At 69.9% G+C, this 16,928-nt stretch carries 20 protein-coding genes; 4 read left to right on the forward strand and 16 right to left on the reverse strand.

The genetic code is table 11. The features are described from left to right. Positions 1–29 precede the first annotated feature (29 nt). From Aco03nite_RS19105 to Aco03nite_RS19150, 10 genes are all read right to left on the reverse strand, one after another. Complete coding sequence (locus Aco03nite_RS19105) at positions 30–518, reverse strand: hypothetical protein (protein ID WP_203796724.1); 489 nt, start codon at positions 516–518, stop codon at positions 30–32. Positions 519–525: 7 nt separating this feature from the next. Then, complete coding sequence (locus tag Aco03nite_RS19110; RefSeq protein WP_203796725.1) at positions 526–888, reverse strand: response regulator; 363 nt, start codon at positions 886–888, stop codon at positions 526–528. Next, on the reverse strand, positions 885–1,370 hold the full coding sequence (locus Aco03nite_RS19115) for a chemotaxis protein CheX (RefSeq protein ID WP_203796726.1): 486 nt from the start codon (positions 1,368–1,370) through the stop codon (positions 885–887). The genes Aco03nite_RS19110 and Aco03nite_RS19115 overlap by 4 nt, the downstream gene beginning before the upstream one ends. After that, the gene (locus tag Aco03nite_RS19120; protein ID WP_239145271.1) at positions 1,367–1,753 is read right to left on the reverse strand and encodes a response regulator; all 387 of its coding nucleotides are present in this window, start codon (positions 1,751–1,753) and stop codon (positions 1,367–1,369) included. Before Aco03nite_RS19120 ends, Aco03nite_RS19115 begins: the two co-directional genes overlap by 4 nt. 5 nt (positions 1,754–1,758) lie before the next feature. Next, on the reverse strand, positions 1,759–2,604 hold the full coding sequence (locus Aco03nite_RS19125; protein WP_203796728.1) for a CheR family methyltransferase: 846 nt from the start codon (positions 2,602–2,604) through the stop codon (positions 1,759–1,761). Further along, on the reverse strand, positions 2,601–3,773 hold the full coding sequence (locus Aco03nite_RS19130; RefSeq protein ID WP_203796729.1) for a protein-glutamate methylesterase/protein-glutamine glutaminase: 1,173 nt from the start codon (positions 3,771–3,773) through the stop codon (positions 2,601–2,603). The genes Aco03nite_RS19125 and Aco03nite_RS19130 overlap by 4 nt, the downstream gene beginning before the upstream one ends. 13 nt (positions 3,774–3,786) lie before the next feature. After that, complete coding sequence (locus tag Aco03nite_RS19135) at positions 3,787–4,659, reverse strand: hypothetical protein (protein ID WP_203796730.1); 873 nt, start codon at positions 4,657–4,659, stop codon at positions 3,787–3,789. Further along, positions 4,659–5,096 carry a chemotaxis protein CheW gene (locus tag Aco03nite_RS19140; protein WP_203796731.1) on the reverse strand — a complete coding sequence of 146 codons (438 nt, stop codon included), beginning with the start codon at positions 5,094–5,096 and terminating at the stop codon, positions 4,659–4,661. Before Aco03nite_RS19140 ends, Aco03nite_RS19135 begins: the two co-directional genes overlap by 1 nt. A gap of 1 nt (position 5,097) precedes the next feature. Continuing rightward, positions 5,098–7,446, reverse strand: coding sequence for a chemotaxis protein CheA (locus Aco03nite_RS19145; RefSeq protein ID WP_239145272.1), 2,349 nt, complete (start codon positions 7,444–7,446; stop codon positions 5,098–5,100). A gap of 84 nt (positions 7,447–7,530) precedes the next feature. Continuing rightward, the gene (locus Aco03nite_RS19150) at positions 7,531–8,229 is read right to left on the reverse strand and encodes a response regulator transcription factor (protein WP_203796733.1); all 699 of its coding nucleotides are present in this window, start codon (positions 8,227–8,229) and stop codon (positions 7,531–7,533) included. A gap of 381 nt (positions 8,230–8,610) precedes the next feature. On the opposite strand from Aco03nite_RS19150, the gene Aco03nite_RS19155 reads away from it, so the two are divergent. Further along, positions 8,611–9,090, forward strand: coding sequence for a CAP domain-containing protein (locus Aco03nite_RS19155; protein WP_239145273.1), 480 nt, complete (start codon positions 8,611–8,613; stop codon positions 9,088–9,090). Between the two features lies 1 nt (position 9,091). Here Aco03nite_RS19155 and Aco03nite_RS19160 read toward each other — a convergent pair whose 3' ends face one another. Next, positions 9,092–10,132 (reverse strand): UDP-N-acetylmuramate dehydrogenase, encoded by a 1,041-nt coding sequence (locus Aco03nite_RS19160; RefSeq protein ID WP_373872608.1) that lies wholly within the window; start codon positions 10,130–10,132, stop codon positions 9,092–9,094. Positions 10,133–10,217: 85 nt separating this feature from the next. Between Aco03nite_RS19160 and Aco03nite_RS19165 the strand changes: the two genes are divergently transcribed. The 3 genes from Aco03nite_RS19165 (at position 10,218) to Aco03nite_RS19175 (ending at position 13,471) form a co-directional block, all read left to right on the forward strand. Further along, on the forward strand, positions 10,218–10,973 hold the full coding sequence (locus Aco03nite_RS19165; protein ID WP_203796734.1) for a maleylpyruvate isomerase family mycothiol-dependent enzyme: 756 nt from the start codon (positions 10,218–10,220) through the stop codon (positions 10,971–10,973). A gap of 88 nt (positions 10,974–11,061) precedes the next feature. After that, positions 11,062–12,447 carry a GH1 family beta-glucosidase gene (locus Aco03nite_RS19170; protein WP_203796735.1) on the forward strand — a complete coding sequence of 462 codons (1,386 nt, stop codon included), beginning with the start codon at positions 11,062–11,064 and terminating at the stop codon, positions 12,445–12,447. 10 nt (positions 12,448–12,457) lie between these two features. Continuing rightward, positions 12,458–13,471, forward strand: a complete 1,014-nt coding sequence (locus tag Aco03nite_RS19175; protein ID WP_203796736.1) for a LacI family DNA-binding transcriptional regulator — start codon at positions 12,458–12,460, stop codon at positions 13,469–13,471. Between the two features lie 247 nt (positions 13,472–13,718). On the opposite strand, the gene Aco03nite_RS19180 is transcribed toward Aco03nite_RS19175, so the two are convergent. From Aco03nite_RS19180 to Aco03nite_RS19200, 5 genes are all read right to left on the reverse strand, one after another. Further along, the gene (locus Aco03nite_RS19180; protein ID WP_203796737.1) at positions 13,719–14,231 is read right to left on the reverse strand and encodes an O-acetyl-ADP-ribose deacetylase; all 513 of its coding nucleotides are present in this window, start codon (positions 14,229–14,231) and stop codon (positions 13,719–13,721) included. 57 nt (positions 14,232–14,288) lie between these two features. Next, positions 14,289–15,089 (reverse strand): EI24 domain-containing protein, encoded by an 801-nt coding sequence (locus Aco03nite_RS19185; RefSeq protein ID WP_239145274.1) that lies wholly within the window; start codon positions 15,087–15,089, stop codon positions 14,289–14,291. Between the two features lie 60 nt (positions 15,090–15,149). Further along, entirely contained in the window at positions 15,150–15,665 is a 516-nt protein-coding gene (locus Aco03nite_RS19190; protein ID WP_203796738.1) for a hypothetical protein, read from the reverse strand. A gap of 64 nt (positions 15,666–15,729) precedes the next feature. Then, the gene (locus Aco03nite_RS19195) at positions 15,730–16,617 is read right to left on the reverse strand and encodes an alpha/beta fold hydrolase (RefSeq protein ID WP_373872609.1); all 888 of its coding nucleotides are present in this window, start codon (positions 16,615–16,617) and stop codon (positions 15,730–15,732) included. Beyond that, positions 16,617–16,925 (reverse strand): DUF2516 family protein, encoded by a 309-nt coding sequence (locus tag Aco03nite_RS19200; RefSeq protein ID WP_203796739.1) that lies wholly within the window; start codon positions 16,923–16,925, stop codon positions 16,617–16,619. The genes Aco03nite_RS19195 and Aco03nite_RS19200 overlap by 1 nt, the downstream gene beginning before the upstream one ends. Positions 16,926–16,928: the final 3 nt, after the last annotated feature.

Genomic DNA, 16,928 nt, shown 5'->3' on the forward strand with positions numbered 1-16,928 from the left:
ACGAGAGATATTCAGTTGTGTACGCCCACTCAGGGCGCGAGAGACAGGCTGAGCTTCCCCTTGCCGTACCGGTTGACCTCGACCGTCAGGTCGAGCCGGCGGCCGAGGGCGAGCAGGACCGCACGGGCGTCGCCGGGCAGCTCCTGGTTCGGGTAGATCACCTGGTGGAGCTTGAGGTGCGGTGATCCCTCCTTGTTGAGGAGGCTGGTGAAGACGTTGCACAACTCGAAGACGTTCTCCGCCAGGTTCGGGAAGAGCTGCTTCTCGTCGATGCTGTCCTCGGCGGCGCCCGCCGGGAGCAGACCGAGAGCGGCGCCCGCGTTGGCGGCCAGGGACAGTTCCATGGCCATGACCGCGTAGATCTTCTGACCCGCGTCGACGAAGATCGCGACGGTCGAGGTGGGCACCTCAGGCGCGGCGATGGGATCACCGGGACTGACTGTCACCTCACGTCCGAGAAGATCCTCGAACAGGTTGCGTACGGCTAGAGAGCCGGGAAGAACCGAGACGTCTGACATGTCTTAATCATCCCAAAATAGGAGCGAACACTTCATCGAATCGCTCAGCTGTGAAGGGTTTGACGATGAAGAACGCGGAGCCGGCACCGTCGGCGGCGTCCTTCATCTCCGGAGTCGACTCCGAGGTCACGAATCCGAACTTGACGTTGTTGCCCGCGGCACGAAGCTGGCGCAGCACCTCGATGCCGGTCATGTGCGGCATGTTCCAGTCCGAGATCACCAGGTCCGGCTTCTCCTCGAGCGTCTTCTCGTACGCCTCTTTGCCGTCCGCGGCCTCGATCAGATCGTGGTCACCGAACCCGGCCTGTCGCAGGGTCCGGACGACGATCTGCCGCATCACCCGGCTGTCATCGGCGATCAGGATCTTCATGCACCCTCCTCCTTGTTGTCGCTGCTGCTCTGCCACATCGATATGGACACCGGTTCGCCTTCCCACAGCCCGTACACACCGCTGATCCGCTGGGTGTTCGGGAATCGCGCCGAAGCCTCCGGCGCGAGCACCACCTGCGGGAGCGACAACTGTGCTCCCGGCGGCAACATCGCCTTGACCTGGCCACCGACGATGTTCGCCAGTTCCCCGAGCGTGTCGGAGACGTCCTCCTCACTGACCTCCTCGAGTTCCATCGCGAGGAAGGCCGCCGCGGCCCGGCGTGCCGCGGCGAGGGAGGACGCGTAGAGGACGTGCCCGGTCCAGGACCCGGTGATCGAGACCGAGGAGTGCACCTCGGACGGCTGGTCCTCGTCGTACGTCTGGACCAGGGGACTGACGCCCTCCGGATCCAGGTACGACTCCCATACCTGTTCCACCATCTCGGCGAGGTCGCTTTGGTCGACCTCGACTTCGACACTCATGAGTTCGCTCCGGTCGGGACGAGGCCCAGCAGGGCCAGCTTTTCGATCATCGCGCCTTCGGTGAAGGGCTTGATCACGTATTCGTGGGCGCCCGCGGCGAGCGCCCGGACGATCTGGCTCTGTTCGCTCTCGGTGGTCACCATGACGAGCGTCATCTCCCGCAGCCGTGGGTCGGCGCGGACCTTCGTCACGAACTCGAGCCCGTTCATGTTGGGCATGTTCCAGTCGATGAGAGCCAGCTCCGGCACCGCGGTCATGTCTGCCAGGAGGTCCATCGCCTCCTTGCCGTCCCCCGCCTCCACTGCCTCGAAGTTGAGCTTCGTGACGATGCGTTTGAGGATCATGCGCATCGCGCGCGAGTCGTCGATCACCATGGCGCGCATCGGCGTCATCCCCTTCTCACGGCGCCGGTGGGCGCCGCGGTACGAGTCCGGTATGCACTGGTGCGGCCGGCTGCCACCCGTTCGTAGTTGTCGTCGATCCCGATCGTGGTCTCGGCCGCTCCGAGGAAGAGCAGGCCGTCCGGGCGCAGGATCCGAGCGGCTTGCTGCAGCACCTGCCGCTTCGTGGCCACGTCGAAGTAGATGAGGACATTGCGCAGGAAGATCACGTCGAACGGCTGCATCGGGGGGAACGGCGCGGTCAGGCTCATGTGCTTGAAGGAGACGTTGCGGCGCAGGGCCGGGATGATCCGCCAGTGCGCGCCGGCCCGTTCGAAGTACTGCACCAGCTGGGTCGCCGCCAGTCCGCGGTTGACCTCGACCTGGCTGTACTCGGCCTTCTGCGCGCGCTCGACCATGGTGGTGGAGATGTCGGTGCCCTGGATCTCGTAGGTCCACCCGGCCGGCAGCGCCTCCTGCAACGTGATGGCCAGGCTGTACGCCTCCTGGCCGCTGGAGCTGGCCGCCGACCAGAACCGGAGCTTGCGCTGCGACGCCCGGGACTTGATCAACTCGGGCAGGACCACGTCGGTGAGCGCGGCGAACGGCTCGCGGTCCCGGAAGAAGGACGTCTCGTTGGTGGTGAGAGCGTCGATGATCTTCCGCTGGTGGGCCGGGTTGGGGCGCTTCTGCAGATCGGCGATGAACACGTTGACGGTTGCCGCGCCGACCGCCCGGGCGACCGGGATGAGCCGGGCCTCGACCAGGTACTCCTTGCCCGGCGCGAGGACGATCGACGCTTCTTTGCGCACCAGATTCGAGACGTAGGTGAACTCCGCTTGCGACAGGGTCATCGGGCCACCGCCGGTGAACGTCCGACCCGGACCCGGTTGAGCAGGGCGCCCGCGATCTTGTCGAGCGGCACGATCTCGTCGGCCAGGCCGGCCGTGACCACCGCGCCGGGCATGCCCCAGACCACCGAGGTCGCCTCGTCCTGGGCCAGCACCTCGGAACCGGCATCCCGCATGATCTTGGCGCCGTTGCGGCCGTCGTGGCCCATGCCGGTGAGGATGGCGGCGAACGCCGACCCGCCGTAGAGCGCCGCCACCGACCGGAACATCACGTCCACGGCCGGGCGGCACGAGTTCTCCTGTGGCGCACTGCTGAGCTGTGTCATCGTCGCGGTTCCACGTTTCTGGAAGACCAGGTGGCGATCGCCCGGGGCGATGTAGACCGTTCCTGCGGTGAGTTCCATGCCCTGGCCCGCCTCCACCACTTTCAACGCGATGCTGCGGTCCAGCCGCTCGGCGAACATCTTGGTGAAGACCGGCGGCATGTGCTGGGTGATGACGATCGGCACCGGCAGGTCCCGGGGCAGGCCGAGCAGCACCTTGGTGAGTGCGTCCGGCCCGCCGGTGGACGAGCCGATGGCCAGCAGGTCGATCCGGCCACCGGGGGCGCGGCGGCCGGGTGCGCCGGGCCGGGCCGGAGGACCCGCCGACTGCGGGCGGGACGCCGGGGACGGTGGCGCGGGTGGGCCGCCGGCCCGGAAGGACGGGGGCGGAGGCCGGAGAGCACCGGTGGGTGCGGGGCCGCGGCTGGGCGGTCCGGCCGGGCCCCGGCGCCGCCCGCCGAGAGCCTGGATCTTCGGTACGAGTTGCTCCCGCACCGCCGCGATGGACTCCTTGACCGACCCGACGTTGCTCGGTTTGGTCACGTAGTCGGTGGCGCCGGCGGAGAGCGCCTCCAGGGTGGACGAGGCGCCCGCCGCGGAGAGGGTACTGAACATGATCACTGGGGTGTTGTGCCGTTTTCGCAGCTCACGAACGGCTTCGATACCGTTCATCTCGGGCATCTCGATATCCATCGTGATGACGTCGGGTTTGAGCTGATCGATCTTCGCCTGGGCGAGCAGGCCGTTCGAGGCGGTGCCGACGACCTGGATGCCCGCGATCTCGCCGAGGGCGTCGACGATCAGCCGACGAACCACGACGGAATCGTCGACGACGAGTACCGAGATCATGCGACCAATCCCTTCAGCCGAGCCAGGCCGGGCCGAGCGCCGCGACCACCGGTGCGAGCAGCCGGTGAGCCGTGGCGGTGTCCAGGAGGTCACGCACCACCAGCGCCTGGACGGCACCGCTGAGCATGTTCCAGACGCCGCCGGCACGGTCTGCCAGTGGAATCCCGGCCGTGTCCACCGCTTGCACGAGCAACATCTGTGCGGCGGCAGCGGTCCGTACCCGGTCCGAGAGGTACGCCGCCCACGACGCCGAGTGCACGGCGGGCGACCATCCGGCGGTGTTGCGCCGGGCGTCGTCGGCCGCGGTCGAGACCCGTTCCCGGTCCTCGGTCCGCAGCGTCCGGAGCCGGTCGAGCAGCGCCGACACGGTGTAGTGGTGCGGGCCCAGGTCGATCGGGGCGCCGGCCGGCAGTTTGCGCACCGCCGACACCCACCCGGCGCCGAGCCGGCGCCGGGTGTCCTCGTCCAGCACCTCACGCAGGTAGCTGGCGACCGCGGCGTCACAGAGCAGGGCGGTCGCGGCGGCCGCGTCCTCGCTCTGCCGGGCGTCCCGGCCGGTCCCGGCCCAGGTCCAGGACATCACGTCGTAGCGCAGGCAGGTCAGCAACGAGTCGACCGAACCGATCGGCGCGCGTTCGACGAGGGCGAGGTTGCCGGCCGGGTCGTCCTTCGACATCCCCTTGAGGGTCGGCATCCGCCGGGCGGCGCTCTCCACCTCGACCCACAGCGGTCCCCGGGCGTTCTCGTCGGGCAGCCGCCCGGCGAGAACCGGCAGGTCGTCGCTCTGCAGGCGCAGGGCGCGCAGCAGCACCTCGGCCACGGCCGGCCCGCCGTCCAGGCGGGTCAGGTCGAAGCCCAGCACGGGTGCGCTGACCAGGCTGTACATCAGTTGGTGGCGCGGTATGTGTCGACGGCCTGAATGACGTCGAGAGCCAGCATCAACCGCCCGTCCAGCTTGAACGTGCCCACCACGAGTTCCCTGGTCGGGCCGCTCAGCGTGTCCGGCGGCGGCTCGAACCTCTCGTCGTCCAGATCGACCACCTCGCCGATCTTGTCGACCAGCAGGGACACCGGCTCGCCGTCACCGCGCAGGATGACGTTCATGACCGGGCCCTTCAGGGCCTGCCGGGGCAGCCCGAGCTGCACCCGCAGGTCCACCGCGGCGATCACCTGCCCGCGCAGGTTGAACAGGCCACCGACGGCCTGCGGGGCGAGCGGCACCGGGGTGTACTCGTTGTACGAGAGCACCTCCTGGACCGTGTGCACCTCGACGCCGAAGAGCTGGCCGTCCACCTCGAAGGTGGCGAACTGACGACTCGCCATGTCAGGCCTCCACCAGCATGTCGTCCATGGAATCGCTGTAGAAGTTCGGGTCCGCGGCGAGGATCGCCCGGCGCACGTCGAGCAGCTCGGTGACCCGTTGCTGGATCACCGCCGTGCCGACCAGGCCGTCCTCCTCCGCGTCGCGGCGGGCGGTCGTCGAGTTCTCGGCGATGTCCACGATCCGGTCGACCACCAGTGCCACGCTCTTCCCGCCCTCGCTGTAGACGACCACCGACACGGTGTCGCCCTCGAGTTCCTCGCCGTACGCCCCGAGCAGGTGCGACAGCCGTACCAGCGGCAGGATCTGCCCGCGGTACTGGACCACCTCGCGGGAGCCGGCGTGCTCGATCCGGTCGCGCGGGAACTCCTCCAGTCGCGTGACCGTGTCCAGCGGGATCGCCACCCGGCGCTCGCCGACCGCGGTGACCAGCAGACGTTCGGTGCTGCCGGAGCCGCTGCCGCGCTTGTCGACGACGTTCTCCCGCTCCGAGTCGACGGCCAGGTGCGAACGCCGGGCCAGCGACGAGACGTCCAGGATCAGACCCACCTTGCCGTCACCGAGGATCGTCGCCCCGGCGTACAGGCCGATGTCCTTGAATCTGGTGTTGAGGGCCTTGACCACGACTTCTTCGGTGTTCAGCACCCGGTCCACGACCAGGCCGAACCGCCTGCCGTCGGCCTGCAGCACCATGATGTAGACCCCCTGGTCGCCGCCGACCTCCAGGCCGAGGGCCCGGTCCAGGCGCACCAGCGGGAGCAGTTTGCCGCGCAACCGGTAGACCGGCGCTCCGGAGGCGTACTCGACCTTGGTGGTGTTGCCGTCGATGAAGACCAGCTCCAGCACCGCCACCTGCGGTACGACGTACCGCTGGTCGGCGCAGTCGACGGTGAGCGCCTGGATGATCGCCAGGGTCAGCGGGATGGTGAGCCGCCAGACCGTGCCCTCGCCGGGTGTCGAGTCGACGCTGACCGCGCCACCGATGTTCTCGATGTTGGTCTTCACCACGTCCATGCCGACACCGCGGCCGGAGACGTTGGTGACCTTGGCGGCGGTGGAGAAGCCGGGCTGGAAGACCATCGCCATGATGTCGCGGCGGTCCATGTTCGGCACCTGCTCCGGCCGGAGCAGACCCTTCTCCACGGCCTTCTGCGCGATCCGTTCGATGTTCAGGCCGGCGCCGTCGTCGGCCACCTCGACCGCGACGTGCCCGCCCTCGTGGTAGGCGCGCAGGGTCAGCGTGCCCTCGGTGCCCTTGCCCGCGGCGGTCCGCTTGTCCGGGTCCTCGATGCCGTGGTCGACGGCGTTGCGGACCAGGTGGGTCAGCGGGTCCTTGACCGCTTCCAGCAGGCTGCGGTCGAGTTCGGTCTCCTTGCCCTGCATCACCAGCTGGACCTGTTTGCCGAGCGAGTTGCTCAGGTCCCGGACGACGCGGGGCAGCTTGGACCAGATGTGCTCGATGGGCTGCATGCGGGTCTTCATGATGCCCTCTTGCAGCTCACTGGTGATCATGCCGAGCCGCTGGGCGCTGCGGACCAGACCGGAGTCACCGATCTCCATCACGCCGCGGACCAGCTGGTTCCGGGCCAGTACCAGCTCACCGACCATGTTCAGCAGGGTGTCCAGCAGCTCGACGTCGACCCGGATCGCGCTGTCCGCGATGCTCCGTTTCGGCGTCTGCGACTGGAGTGCCTCGTTGACCGCGGCCGGCTGGGTCTTGCCCTCCTCCAGCAGGATCGTGCCGAGTTTGCGCTCGTCGCCCTCGATCTGCTGCTGCAGTGCCGAGGCGACGTCGGTGGACTCGGCCGCGCCGGCGTCGACGAGCATCTGGCCGAGCGGCTGACGCTGCTCCTCGACCGGCTCGGGGGCCGGCCGGACCACGGCTTCGGCCTCCTGCTCGACGCTCACCGGCTCCTCGGCCTCGAAGGCCGGGTTCGGGGCGGGCGCCGGAGCGGCGGCCGGAGCACCGTCCGTCGGTGCGTTCATCTGCGCCTGGATCTTGACGATCATCGTCTCGATGTCGACCTCGGCCTCGGACCCGTTCTCCTCGATGGAGGAGAGGATCGCCCGGACGCCGTCGATACAGAGCAGCAGTACGGTGATGGTGTCCGGCGTGACCGGCTGAACGCCGTCGCGGAGGCGGGAGAGCAGGGACTCACCGGCGTGGGCCAGCTTCTCCAGCCGCGAGAACGCGAGGAAACCACTGGTGCCCTTGATGGTGTGGATCGCCCGGAAGATGCGGGAGATCAGATCGCGAGAGCCCGGCTCCTGTTCGAGGCTGACGAGATCCCGGTCGATCTGGTCCAGGTTCTCGTGGCTCTCCATGAGGAATTCGCCGACGATCTCGCCCATGTCTTCCACTGCTTGCTACCTCCTGCTCGGCTTCACTGCCCTCATCGGTCCAAGGGCGCGCCAACTGAGAAGACTCACCCGGTTTCAGGACTCCCCGCCGGGCCGGCGATAGCGATAACCGAATCCGCGCACCGATTCGATCGGTGATTCGTCCGGATCGGACCAGCCGAGCTTGCGCCGCAGCCGCAGTACCGCGAACTTGACCCGCTCCTGGCCGATGCCGGTCGGGTCGTCCCAGGCCTGGGTCAGCAGCTGGTTCGGCGAGAGGACCGCGCCGGCGTGCCGGACCAGTGCGTTGAGCAGGCGGAACTCGGTCGGGGTGAGACGTTTCTCCTCACCCTTGACGTAGACCCGGCGCTTGGTCGGGTCGAGGTGCACGAGGCCGTCGTCGTAGACCTGGCTGGCCCAGTTGTTCTGTCCGCTGGAGGACCGCCGCAACAGCGCCTCCACCCGGGCCAGCAGTTCGTTGTTGGCGAACGGCTTGGTCAGGTAGTCGTCGGCGCCGCCCCGCAGGCCGCGCACCTTCTCCGCCTCCTGGCCGTGCGCGGTGAGGACCAGTACCGGGACGTCCGAGACGTCACGCAGCCGTTCCAGCACCTGCCAGCCGTCCATCTCCGGCAGTCCGACGTCGAGCACCACCAGATCGGGATGCTCGGCGTACGCCTCCTTCAACCCGGATCGGCCGTCGGCGGCGTGTGCCACCTCGTAACCAGCCCGGCTGAACAGCAATCTCAGCGCGAGTGCGATATCCGGGTCGTCCTCGACCACGAGTAGGCGACTCATCCTCAGCTCCCCCTGCCCCCGACCCGCGCTCGTGCCCCGTACGGACAACAGGAGTCCTCCGGGCACGCGGATGGCACCACCCGCGCGATGGCGGGCGGGAAAAATCCGTGGCGTGAACACACCCCATAGCGTGATGTGACCGCCTATATGCGGACAGTCACAGCCTAGCGCCGGGCGGGGGTGTGCGAGCCGGTCCGCGAGGATCCGCCCGGACAGCCCGTTCCCACGCTTACCGGGCATCCCCGTGGGCAGCCCCTCAGACTGACATCCAGCCGCACGACGTTTCGTCCGTTCAGCGAAAGAAGTGACACGTCGCGCACAACGGGGTGCGATAACCGGGACGGGCCGATCCGTGCCCGGATTCGCCATCTGGGAGGCCCTGTGCTGGTAAGACATGTCGCCGCGCTGGCGGTGGCGCCGACCCTGCTGGTCGCCGGAAGCCCGGCTTCGGCAGAGGACGCGCCACCGGTGGACCGGGCCCGTGCGGTGATGCAGCAGGTGGTCCACCTGACCAACCAGGAACGCACGGCGGCCGGGTGCCCGGCGCTCGTCATCGACGACCACCTGGTGACCGCGTCACTGCGGCAGAGCGACTACATGGCGCGAACCAGGCTGTTCAGTCATGTCTGGCGCAACGGGTCGACGTTCACCGACCGCAGCGAGGACGCCGGCTATCGACGGCCGGCCGGGGAGAACATCGCCTGGGGTTACCGCAGCGCCGGTGACGTGGTCCGGGCCTGGATGAAGAGCCGGGCCCACCGGCGCAACATCCTCAACTGCGAGGCGCGGGCGATGGGTGCCGGCGTGACCTTCGCCGCCGACGGCACCCCTTATTACACCCAGGTCTTCGGCTGGGATTAGCTCACAGCTCGCAGTTGACCAGCACCGGCTCGGGGTGCAGCTCGACGCCGAAGCGGTCGCGAACTCCGTCCCGGATGACCCGGGCCAGGTCCAGCAGCGCGGCCGTGGTCCCGGAACCCCGGTTGGTCAGCGCGAGCGTGTGCTTGCCGGAGATCGCCACCCCGGCGCCGGCGAAGCCCTTGGGGAACCCCGCGTTCTCGATCAGCCAGGCCGCCGGGATCTTGACCGTGCCGTCCGCGCCCGGCCAGTGCGGCATCTCGCCGAGAGTCGCGAAGAACTCCGCCGGCACGACCGGGTTGGTGAAGAAGGAACCCACCGACCAGGTGTCCCGGTCCTCCGGGTCGAGCACCATGCCCTTGCCGGCCCGCAGTTTCAGCACGGTGTCCCGGGCCTGGCGCAGCGGCACCCGGTCACCGGCCTCGGCGCCGAGGGTGCGGGCCAGCTCCGCGTACCGGATCGGGGCGGAGTCGCCGGACCGGCCCAGCCGGAAGTCGACGGCGGTCACCAGATAGCGGTCGTTGTGCTTGAACACGCTGGAGCGGTAGCCGAAACCGCACTGCTCGGGGGTCATCACCAGGCTCTGCCCGGCGACCCGGTCGTAGGCGTGCACCGCCTCGATGGTGTGCGCGACCTCCTGCCCGTACGCCCCCACGTTCTGGATCGGGGTGGAACCGGCCGCACCGGGGATCCCGGACAGGCACTCGACCCCGGACCACCCGTTCTCGATCGTGGTCGCGACGAAGTCGTCCCACGGCTCGCCGGCCGCCACCCGTACCAGAAAACTGTCCTGATCTTCGCCGACCGTCTCGATGCCACGGGTGCGCAGCAGGAGCACCTCGCCCGCGAAACCCTCGTCACCGACGACCAGGTTGCTGCCACCGGCGAGGATCAGCAGTGGGCGCCCGGCCGCGGCGGCCGCACGCACCGTCTCGACCGCCTCGTCCGTATGGACCGCCGTGGTCACTGTGCCGGCGGGCCCGCCGAGGCGTAGCGTCGTGTAGGACGCCAGGAATCTCTCCGGTGCCGAAGGGGTATCAGTCACACCACAACCCTAGGGGCTCTTGAGACGAGGTGTCCCAGTGGGCGAGGGTTGACCGGCGGTCCGGCTGAGCGGGGAGACGACTGCGATGAGGTTGCACGCGACGAAGGATTTCTGGTTGGCGGCACTGCGCGCCGACGGCCCGGCGTTCTGGGACGCCGTTGCCGAGAGCGGGCCCGATTCGGCGGTTCCCGGTGTCCCCGAGTGGACCGTCGCCGACCTCGCCCAGCACGTCACCGAGACGCTGCAGTGGGTGCGCGGGCTGGTCGCCCGCGGGGTCACCGACCGGCCGGAGCCGATGGCGACCCTGCCGCGCGAGGGCTGGACCGAGACGCTCGACCTGCTGCGCCGCGAGGTGACCGGCACGATCGAGACGCTGGAGGCCCTGGACCCGGACTTCCCGGCGTGGAACTGGGCGCCCCAGCCGAAACGGGCCGGCTTCTGGGACCGCCGGGTCGCCCACGAGATGTCGGTGCACCGGTGGGACGCCGAGTCCGCCGCCGGCCGGGCCGTCCCGATCGAGACCAAGCTGGCCACCGACGGTGTCAGCGAGATCCTGGACACCTGGCTGCCGGCCGGCCGGCGCAACGGCCCGACCGATCTGCACGGGGTGGTGCACCTGGTCGGGGCGGACGCCGGGCAGGAGTGGTTCGTCCGCCTGCGCGGCGCCGGGATCGCGCTGCTGGACACCGACACCCTCCTGGACAGCGACGATCACCACGCGCGGGCCAAGGTCACCGGCAGTGTGAGCGACCTCCAGCTGGCGCTGATGGGCCGCAAAGCACCCGACCAGCTGGCGCTCACCGGGGATCCCCGGCTCTTTCAAGCACTGCGAACAGGCTGACAGTTCACACCGAGCGCCGTTGTCACACCGACGCCAAGCCGTAAGATGAACCGGTTAAGTACTGCGGATCATCAAGAGCGGAGAAGACATGACGGCAACCGTCACGTCCACGTCGGCGCAGCCGGCAGCCGCGGGGACCGGATTCCCCGAAGGCTTCGTCTGGGGTGCGGCCACGGCCTCGTACCAGATCGAGGGCGCCGCTCGGGAGGACGGCCGCGGCCCGTCCATCTGGGACACCTTCAGCCGCACCCCGGGCAAGGTGTTCGGCGGCCACACCGGCGACGTCGCGTGCGACCACTACCACCGCTATGCCGAGGACGTCGCGCTGATGGCCGACCTCGGCCTCGCCGCGTACCGGTTCTCCGTCGCCTGGCCGCGGATCCGCCCCGACGGCACCGGCCCGGTGAACACCCGCGGGCTGGACTTCTACGACCGGCTCACCGACGAGCTGCTCGGCAAGGGCATCGACCCGGTGGTCACGCTCTACCACTGGGACCTGCCGCAGACCCTGGAAGACCGCGGCGGCTGGACGGCACGGGAGACCGCGTTCGCGTTCGCCGACTACGCCGAGGTGGTGTACCGGCGGCTCGGTGACCGGGTCGCCACCTGGACCACGCTGAACGAGCCGTGGTGCAGCGCCTACCTCGGTTACGGCAACGGCGTGCACGCCCCCGGCAAGCAGGACCCGGCCGGATCGCTCGCCGCCGTGCACCACCTCAACCTGGCGCACGGCCTGGCCACCCAGCGCCTGCGCGCGGCCGGCGCCCGCAACATCAGCGTCACGCTGAACCCGTGCGAGGTCTCCCCGCTGGACCCCACCAATGCCGCCGACGTGGCCGCCGCGAACATCATCGACGGCGTCGCCAACCGGATCTTCTTCGACCCGCTGCTGCGCGGTGAATACCCGGCCGACGTCCTGGAGCACATCTCCCGGATCACCGACCTGTCCTTCATCGAGGACGGCGACACCGAGATCATCCACCAGCCGATCGACGTGCTGGGGATCAACTTCTACACCCCGTCGTACGTGTCGGCGAAGCCCGGCCAGCCCGGCGCCCTGGACTACCCCGGCAGCGAGGGCATCGCCTTCCGCAAGCCGGTCGGCCCGGTCACCGACATCGGCTGGCAGATCGAGCCGGCCTCGCTGACCCGCCTGCTCACCCGCATGCACCGGGACTACCCCGGCACCCCGCTGATGATCACCGAGAACGGGGCGGCCTACCCGGAGGGCGTCCACGACCAGGACCGCATCGACTACGTCGACGGCCACCTGCGCGCCTGCCTCGACGCCCTGGCGGCCGGGGTGGATCTGCGCGGATACTTCGCCTGGTCGTTGATGGACAACTTCGAATGGGCCGAGGGATACCGAAAGCGCTTCGGTATGGTGCACGTCGACTACACGACGCAGGAGCGTGTGCTCAAGGACAGCGCGAAGTGGTACCGCGAGGTGATCAAGCGCAACGGTCTCGCATAGGGGGCAGGTGGTGACGACGCGGGAACGACCGACTCTGGAAGCGGTTGCCCAGCGGGCCGGGGTCTCCCGGGCCACGGTGTCCCGCGTCGTCAACGGCTCCACGACCGTCGCCGCGACCATCCGGGAAGCGGTCAACCGGGCCGTCGAGGAGCTCGGCTACGTGCCGAACCAGGCGGCCCGGAGCCTGGTCACCAGGCAGACCGACTCGATCGCGCTGATCCTGCCGGAGACCGCGAACCGGGTCTTCTCCGACGACCTGTTCTTCCCGGCGATCATCCGCGGGGTCGGCTCCGAGCTGGAGGCCGCCGACAAGCAACTGGTCCTGATGATGGCCGGGTCGGCGGCCGGCTACCAGCGCGTCGAACGGTACGCGGTGGCCGGCCACGTCGACGGCGTCATGTTCGCCTCCATCCACGGCGCCGACCCGCTGCCCGGCCTGCTGGCCCGCCGTGGCATCCCGGTGATCTGCTCCGGCCGCCCGATGGCCGCCTCGCCGCCGGTTCCCTACGTGGACGTCGACCACGCCGGTGGGGTGGCCGCGGCCATCGACCACCTGATCAGTAACGGTCGCCGTCGGATCGCCACCATCGCCGGCCCGCAGGACATGGTGGCCGGGCTGGCCCGTCTCACCGGTTACACCGACGCCATGCGCGCGGCCGGTCTGCCCACCGCGATCGCCGCCGGCGACTTCACCCGCGACTCCGGCGTCACCGCCATGCGGGAGCTGCTCGACCGGGATCCGGAGCTGGACGCCGTCTTCGCCGCCTCCGACCTGATGGCCCACGGCGCGCTGCAGGCACTGCGTGCGGCCGGTCGCCGGGTTCCCGAGGACGTCGCGGTGATCGGTTTCGACGACTTCGACATCAGCCGTTACAGCGATCCGCCGCTCACCACGGTCCGCCAGCCGATCGCCGAGGCCGGTCGCACGATGGCCCGCCAGATGCTCCGCCTGATCGCCGACGAGCCGGACATCGAACCCGCGATCGTCCTCCCCACGTCACTGATCATCCGGGCTTCGGCCTAGGTCCGCCCCCACCTCTCGCATGGTCCGCGCCGAAGAATCTCGGACCTTTTTTGGTACGCCACACCAAACGGTCCCGTCCCGTCACGCGAGGCGGGCGCCGGTCCGGGCATCCCCGCGACCGCCGGGCCGATAGCGGGGGTCACCGTTACCCCACGGCCACCGTTGTCTCCTGGCCGCTGTTGTTCCCCGGCCGCTGTCGTCTCCCGGCCGCTGTTGGTTCCCGGCTGCGGTGGTCTCCCGGCCGCTGTTATTGCGCGGCGGCCTCGCGGGCCGTGGCCGCGGTGTCGGCACCGAACAGGACCAGTGTCGCCGTGCGCAGATGCCGAGGCTCGGCGGCCCGGATCACGCCGAGGGCCTGCCGGACCGCGTCAGCCACCGGCCACCGGTAGATCCCGGCCGAGATCAACGGGAACGCGATCGACTCCGCGCCCAGCTCGTCGGCCACCCGCAGCGAGTTCGCGTAGCAGGATCGCAGCAGCTCGGAACGGTCCTCACCGGCGCTGAACACCGGCCCGACCGTGTGCACCACCCATCGTGCGGGCAGCCGCCCGGCGGTGGTCGCGACGGCCTGGCCGACCGGGAGCCCCCGGCCGTACTTCGCGGCCCGCAGCCGCCGGGTGTCCGCCAGGATCTCCGGCCCACCCTTGCGATGGATCGCGCCGTCCACCCCACCGCCGCCGAGCAGCGAGGAGTTGGCCGCGTTGACGATCACGTCGACCCGCTGCACGGTGATGTCGCCTTCGAGCAGTGCGATGTCCACGACGACGCTCCTGAGTACGGTGTGGCAGACCGTGGCCGGGTGGTCCGCGCACAGGGTCTACAGCGGGGCGGTGTTGGTGATCTCGATCGGACGGCCCAGCGCCTTGCGGGCCAGCAGGGTCGCGCCGGCGATCGCGGCGGGCATCAGGAAGACCGCGCCCAGCGGGATCAGGAAGGTCAGGAAGACCGCCACCCCGAAGCCCAGGGTCAGGGGCTTGCGCGTGGCCAGGACCACCCGGCGGTGACGCAGGCGCCGGCCACGGCGCTGGAACGGCACACCGGTCAGCTCCAGGGCCAGCAGCCAGCCGCCGACCGCGGCGGCCAGCACCGGAATCGCCGTCTGCCCGATCACCGGGATCAGGCCGAGCAGGAACAGCGGGATGCCGACCAGGATCGAGATGCCGATGAGTTTGAGCGAGTCGACGAGGCTGCGCCGCAGCGACTCCCCGAAACTGATGTCGACCGCCTCCGGGACGCCACCGAACCGGTCCTCGACCAGCTCGGAGATCTTCTCGTAGAACGGGTCGCCGATCAGCAGCGTCACCGCGGTGAAGGTGAGCACCGACAGCAGGACACCGGAGCCGAGCACGGTCAGGCCGCCGAGCACCCGCATGAGCCCGCGCACCCACTCGGCCCAGTCGTCGGCGAACCAGGTGACCAGCGCGGCCAGGTCCGGCAGGTAGCGGATCAGCATGACCAGCGCGATCGTGTAGAGGATCCCGGAGATCAGCGCGGGCACCAGCCCGATCAGCAGCAGTCGTGGACTGCTCAGCACCAGGCCCAGCCCGCGGCCGAGCAACCCGGCGCCCGAGACGAACTCACGGAACGCCGACACCGGCCGGCTCAGATCACCACTCACGTCCCGGGAGCTTAGAGCCCGGACGCCAGATCCGCAGGGCCGGGCGCGCCGGTCCGGGGCTCAGCCGACCGGGTAGCGGCCCGATCTGACGAACCGCCACCAGCCCGGGCCCTGGTACGAGCGGTACCGGACCTCCTCCTCGAAGAAGTCGGACGGCTCCGGGATGCCCGGCTCCGTGGTGGAGGTCGGGTCGTCCGGGATGTCGGTCGGGCCGGGCGGGTCGGTGATCCGGGTCGGTGTCGGCACCGGCGGTTCGGTGAGCCGCGGCGGCCGGGTGCTCCTGGTGGTCTCCGGATCGGCGGGGCGGATGACCGTCACCGTCGTCACGACGACCGTCGGCCCGCCGGAGGGGGTGGCCGCCGGCTGACCCGGGTCGGCGGTGACCCGGGGCCCGGCGCCTCCGGTGGCGGATCCGGCGCCGCCGTCCGAGGTGGCCCCGATCGGCGCGGAGCCGATACCGCCCTCACCGCGGGGGTCGCCGAGCCCGGTCTGGGCTCCGAGCGCGGCCGGCCGTCCGGCGGGAGCCCCCAGGGCCCAGCCGGCCACCCCGGCGAACGGCAGCCCGGCGATCACCAACGCGAAAAAGACTGATTTAGGGGACAAGCGCACGTACAACGTACCGTTCGAAAGCCGGAAAAGGTTACGGCCGATCGGCATTCAGGAACGTGGAGATCCGCTCACGAAGCGCATTCCGGCTGGTCCAGATGATGCTGGGACGGTCGTAGACCTCCAGCTCGGCGTTCAGCAGCGCGGCGATCCGCTCCGCCCAGGCGGCCGGATGGGTCTCGTCCCCACGACAGCCCAGGACCAGGGCGCGGCCGGTGAACGCTTTCAGCGCCGCCTCGTCGGGCAGCGCCGGCTCCGGCCACACCGAGGCGACCTCCGGAGCCAGGCCGTCACGTTGCAGCTGCTCGACCCGCTGACGCAGGAAACTCCAGCCGGCCGGGGTGTTCCGGACCGCGGTGGGGATCTCCGGCTCGACCGCGTCGGCGATCATCGCGGCCTCCCCGGACTCGACCGAGGCGAGCAGACGCTCCAGCCGCTGCACGGACGCCGGCGCCCGGGTGCCGTCGAGCGGGGCGGGCAGATAGAGGACCACCCGCTCGAACCGGGCCGGGGTCTCGGCGATCAGCCGGCAGAGCGCGGCCGCGCCCATGCTGACACCGACCGCCCGGGAGGCGCCGGCCAGGTCGGCGACGGCGCGCAGGTCGGTGGCGAGATCGGCGAAACTCCACGGGCCGGGCGGCACGTCGGAGCGGCCGTGCCCACGGAAGTGGAAGAACACCCGGCGGCCGGTGACGGCGCTGCCGAGCGGGCGGGTGCCGGCGATGTCACCGGCGAGACCGTGCGCGAAGACGGTGACCGGGGTGCCCGTGCCGGTGGCGAGCTGCTCCACCCGTACCCCAGAAGGGAGAGTGACCACCTCGGTCGCCGGACCCGGCAGCGTCGGCCGGCCCGTCCTCGGCCCGGTCCGGTCGTTGCGCTGAAGGCGCGGACCGCCATCCGGAGGAGGCGGCCCGAACCGGATCACCAGAAGCCCTTGCCGTCCGACAGATCCTTCAGCCCGGGGCGGACGTCGAGGAGGTAGACCAGGGCGGCGGCGACACCGATCATGGTGATCATCATGATCCGGCCGGTCGCGGTGATCACCAGGCAGACGCCGATGATGGCGGCCCACGCGCCCTTGGGCAGCGTGCCGAGCGCCTGGAATCCCGGCCCCCGTTGCATCAGGCAGTGGACCAGGGCGACGAGTTGCACCGCGAGGGACACCAGGAGGACCGCCACGTCCACGATGGTGCGGACGTCTTGAAAGAAGAGGGGCGCTGCTGTGGCCATGAG

This window comes from Actinoplanes couchii, assembly GCF_016862075.1.
Taxonomy (GTDB): Bacteria; Actinomycetota; Actinomycetes; order Mycobacteriales; family Micromonosporaceae; genus Actinoplanes; species Actinoplanes couchii.

Excerpts from the sequence above, each read along its gene's own strand:
- Aco03nite_RS19110 (WP_203796725.1), bottom strand. The coding sequence starts at position 888 with ATGAAGATCCTGATCGCCGATGACAGCCGGGTGATGCGGCAGATCGTC.
- Aco03nite_RS19130 (WP_203796729.1), bottom strand. The coding sequence starts at position 3,773 with ATGATCTCGGTACTCGTCGTCGACGATTCCGTCGTGGTTCGTCGGCTG.
- Aco03nite_RS19145 (WP_239145272.1), bottom strand. The coding sequence starts at position 7,446 with ATGGGCGAGATCGTCGGCGAATTCCTCATGGAGAGCCACGAGAACCTG.
- Aco03nite_RS19115 (WP_203796726.1), bottom strand. The coding sequence starts at position 1,370 with ATGAGTGTCGAAGTCGAGGTCGACCAAAGCGACCTCGCCGAGATGGTG.
- Aco03nite_RS19140 (WP_203796731.1), bottom strand. The coding sequence starts at position 5,096 with ATGGCGAGTCGTCAGTTCGCCACCTTCGAGGTGGACGGCCAGCTCTTC.
- Aco03nite_RS19165 (WP_203796734.1), top strand. The coding sequence starts at position 10,218 with ATGAGGTTGCACGCGACGAAGGATTTCTGGTTGGCGGCACTGCGCGCC.
- Aco03nite_RS19120 (WP_239145271.1), bottom strand. The coding sequence starts at position 1,753 with ATGCGCGCCATGGTGATCGACGACTCGCGCGCGATGCGCATGATCCTC.
- Aco03nite_RS19170 (WP_203796735.1), top strand. The coding sequence starts at position 11,062 with ATGACGGCAACCGTCACGTCCACGTCGGCGCAGCCGGCAGCCGCGGGG.
- Aco03nite_RS19200 (WP_203796739.1), bottom strand. The coding sequence starts at position 16,925 with ATGGCCACAGCAGCGCCCCTCTTCTTTCAAGACGTCCGCACCATCGTG.
- Aco03nite_RS19125 (WP_203796728.1), bottom strand. The coding sequence starts at position 2,604 with ATGACCCTGTCGCAAGCGGAGTTCACCTACGTCTCGAATCTGGTGCGC.
- Aco03nite_RS19150 (WP_203796733.1), bottom strand. The coding sequence starts at position 8,229 with ATGAGTCGCCTACTCGTGGTCGAGGACGACCCGGATATCGCACTCGCG.
- Aco03nite_RS19135 (WP_203796730.1), bottom strand. The coding sequence starts at position 4,659 with ATGTACAGCCTGGTCAGCGCACCCGTGCTGGGCTTCGACCTGACCCGC.
- Aco03nite_RS19105 (WP_203796724.1), bottom strand. The coding sequence starts at position 518 with ATGTCAGACGTCTCGGTTCTTCCCGGCTCTCTAGCCGTACGCAACCTG.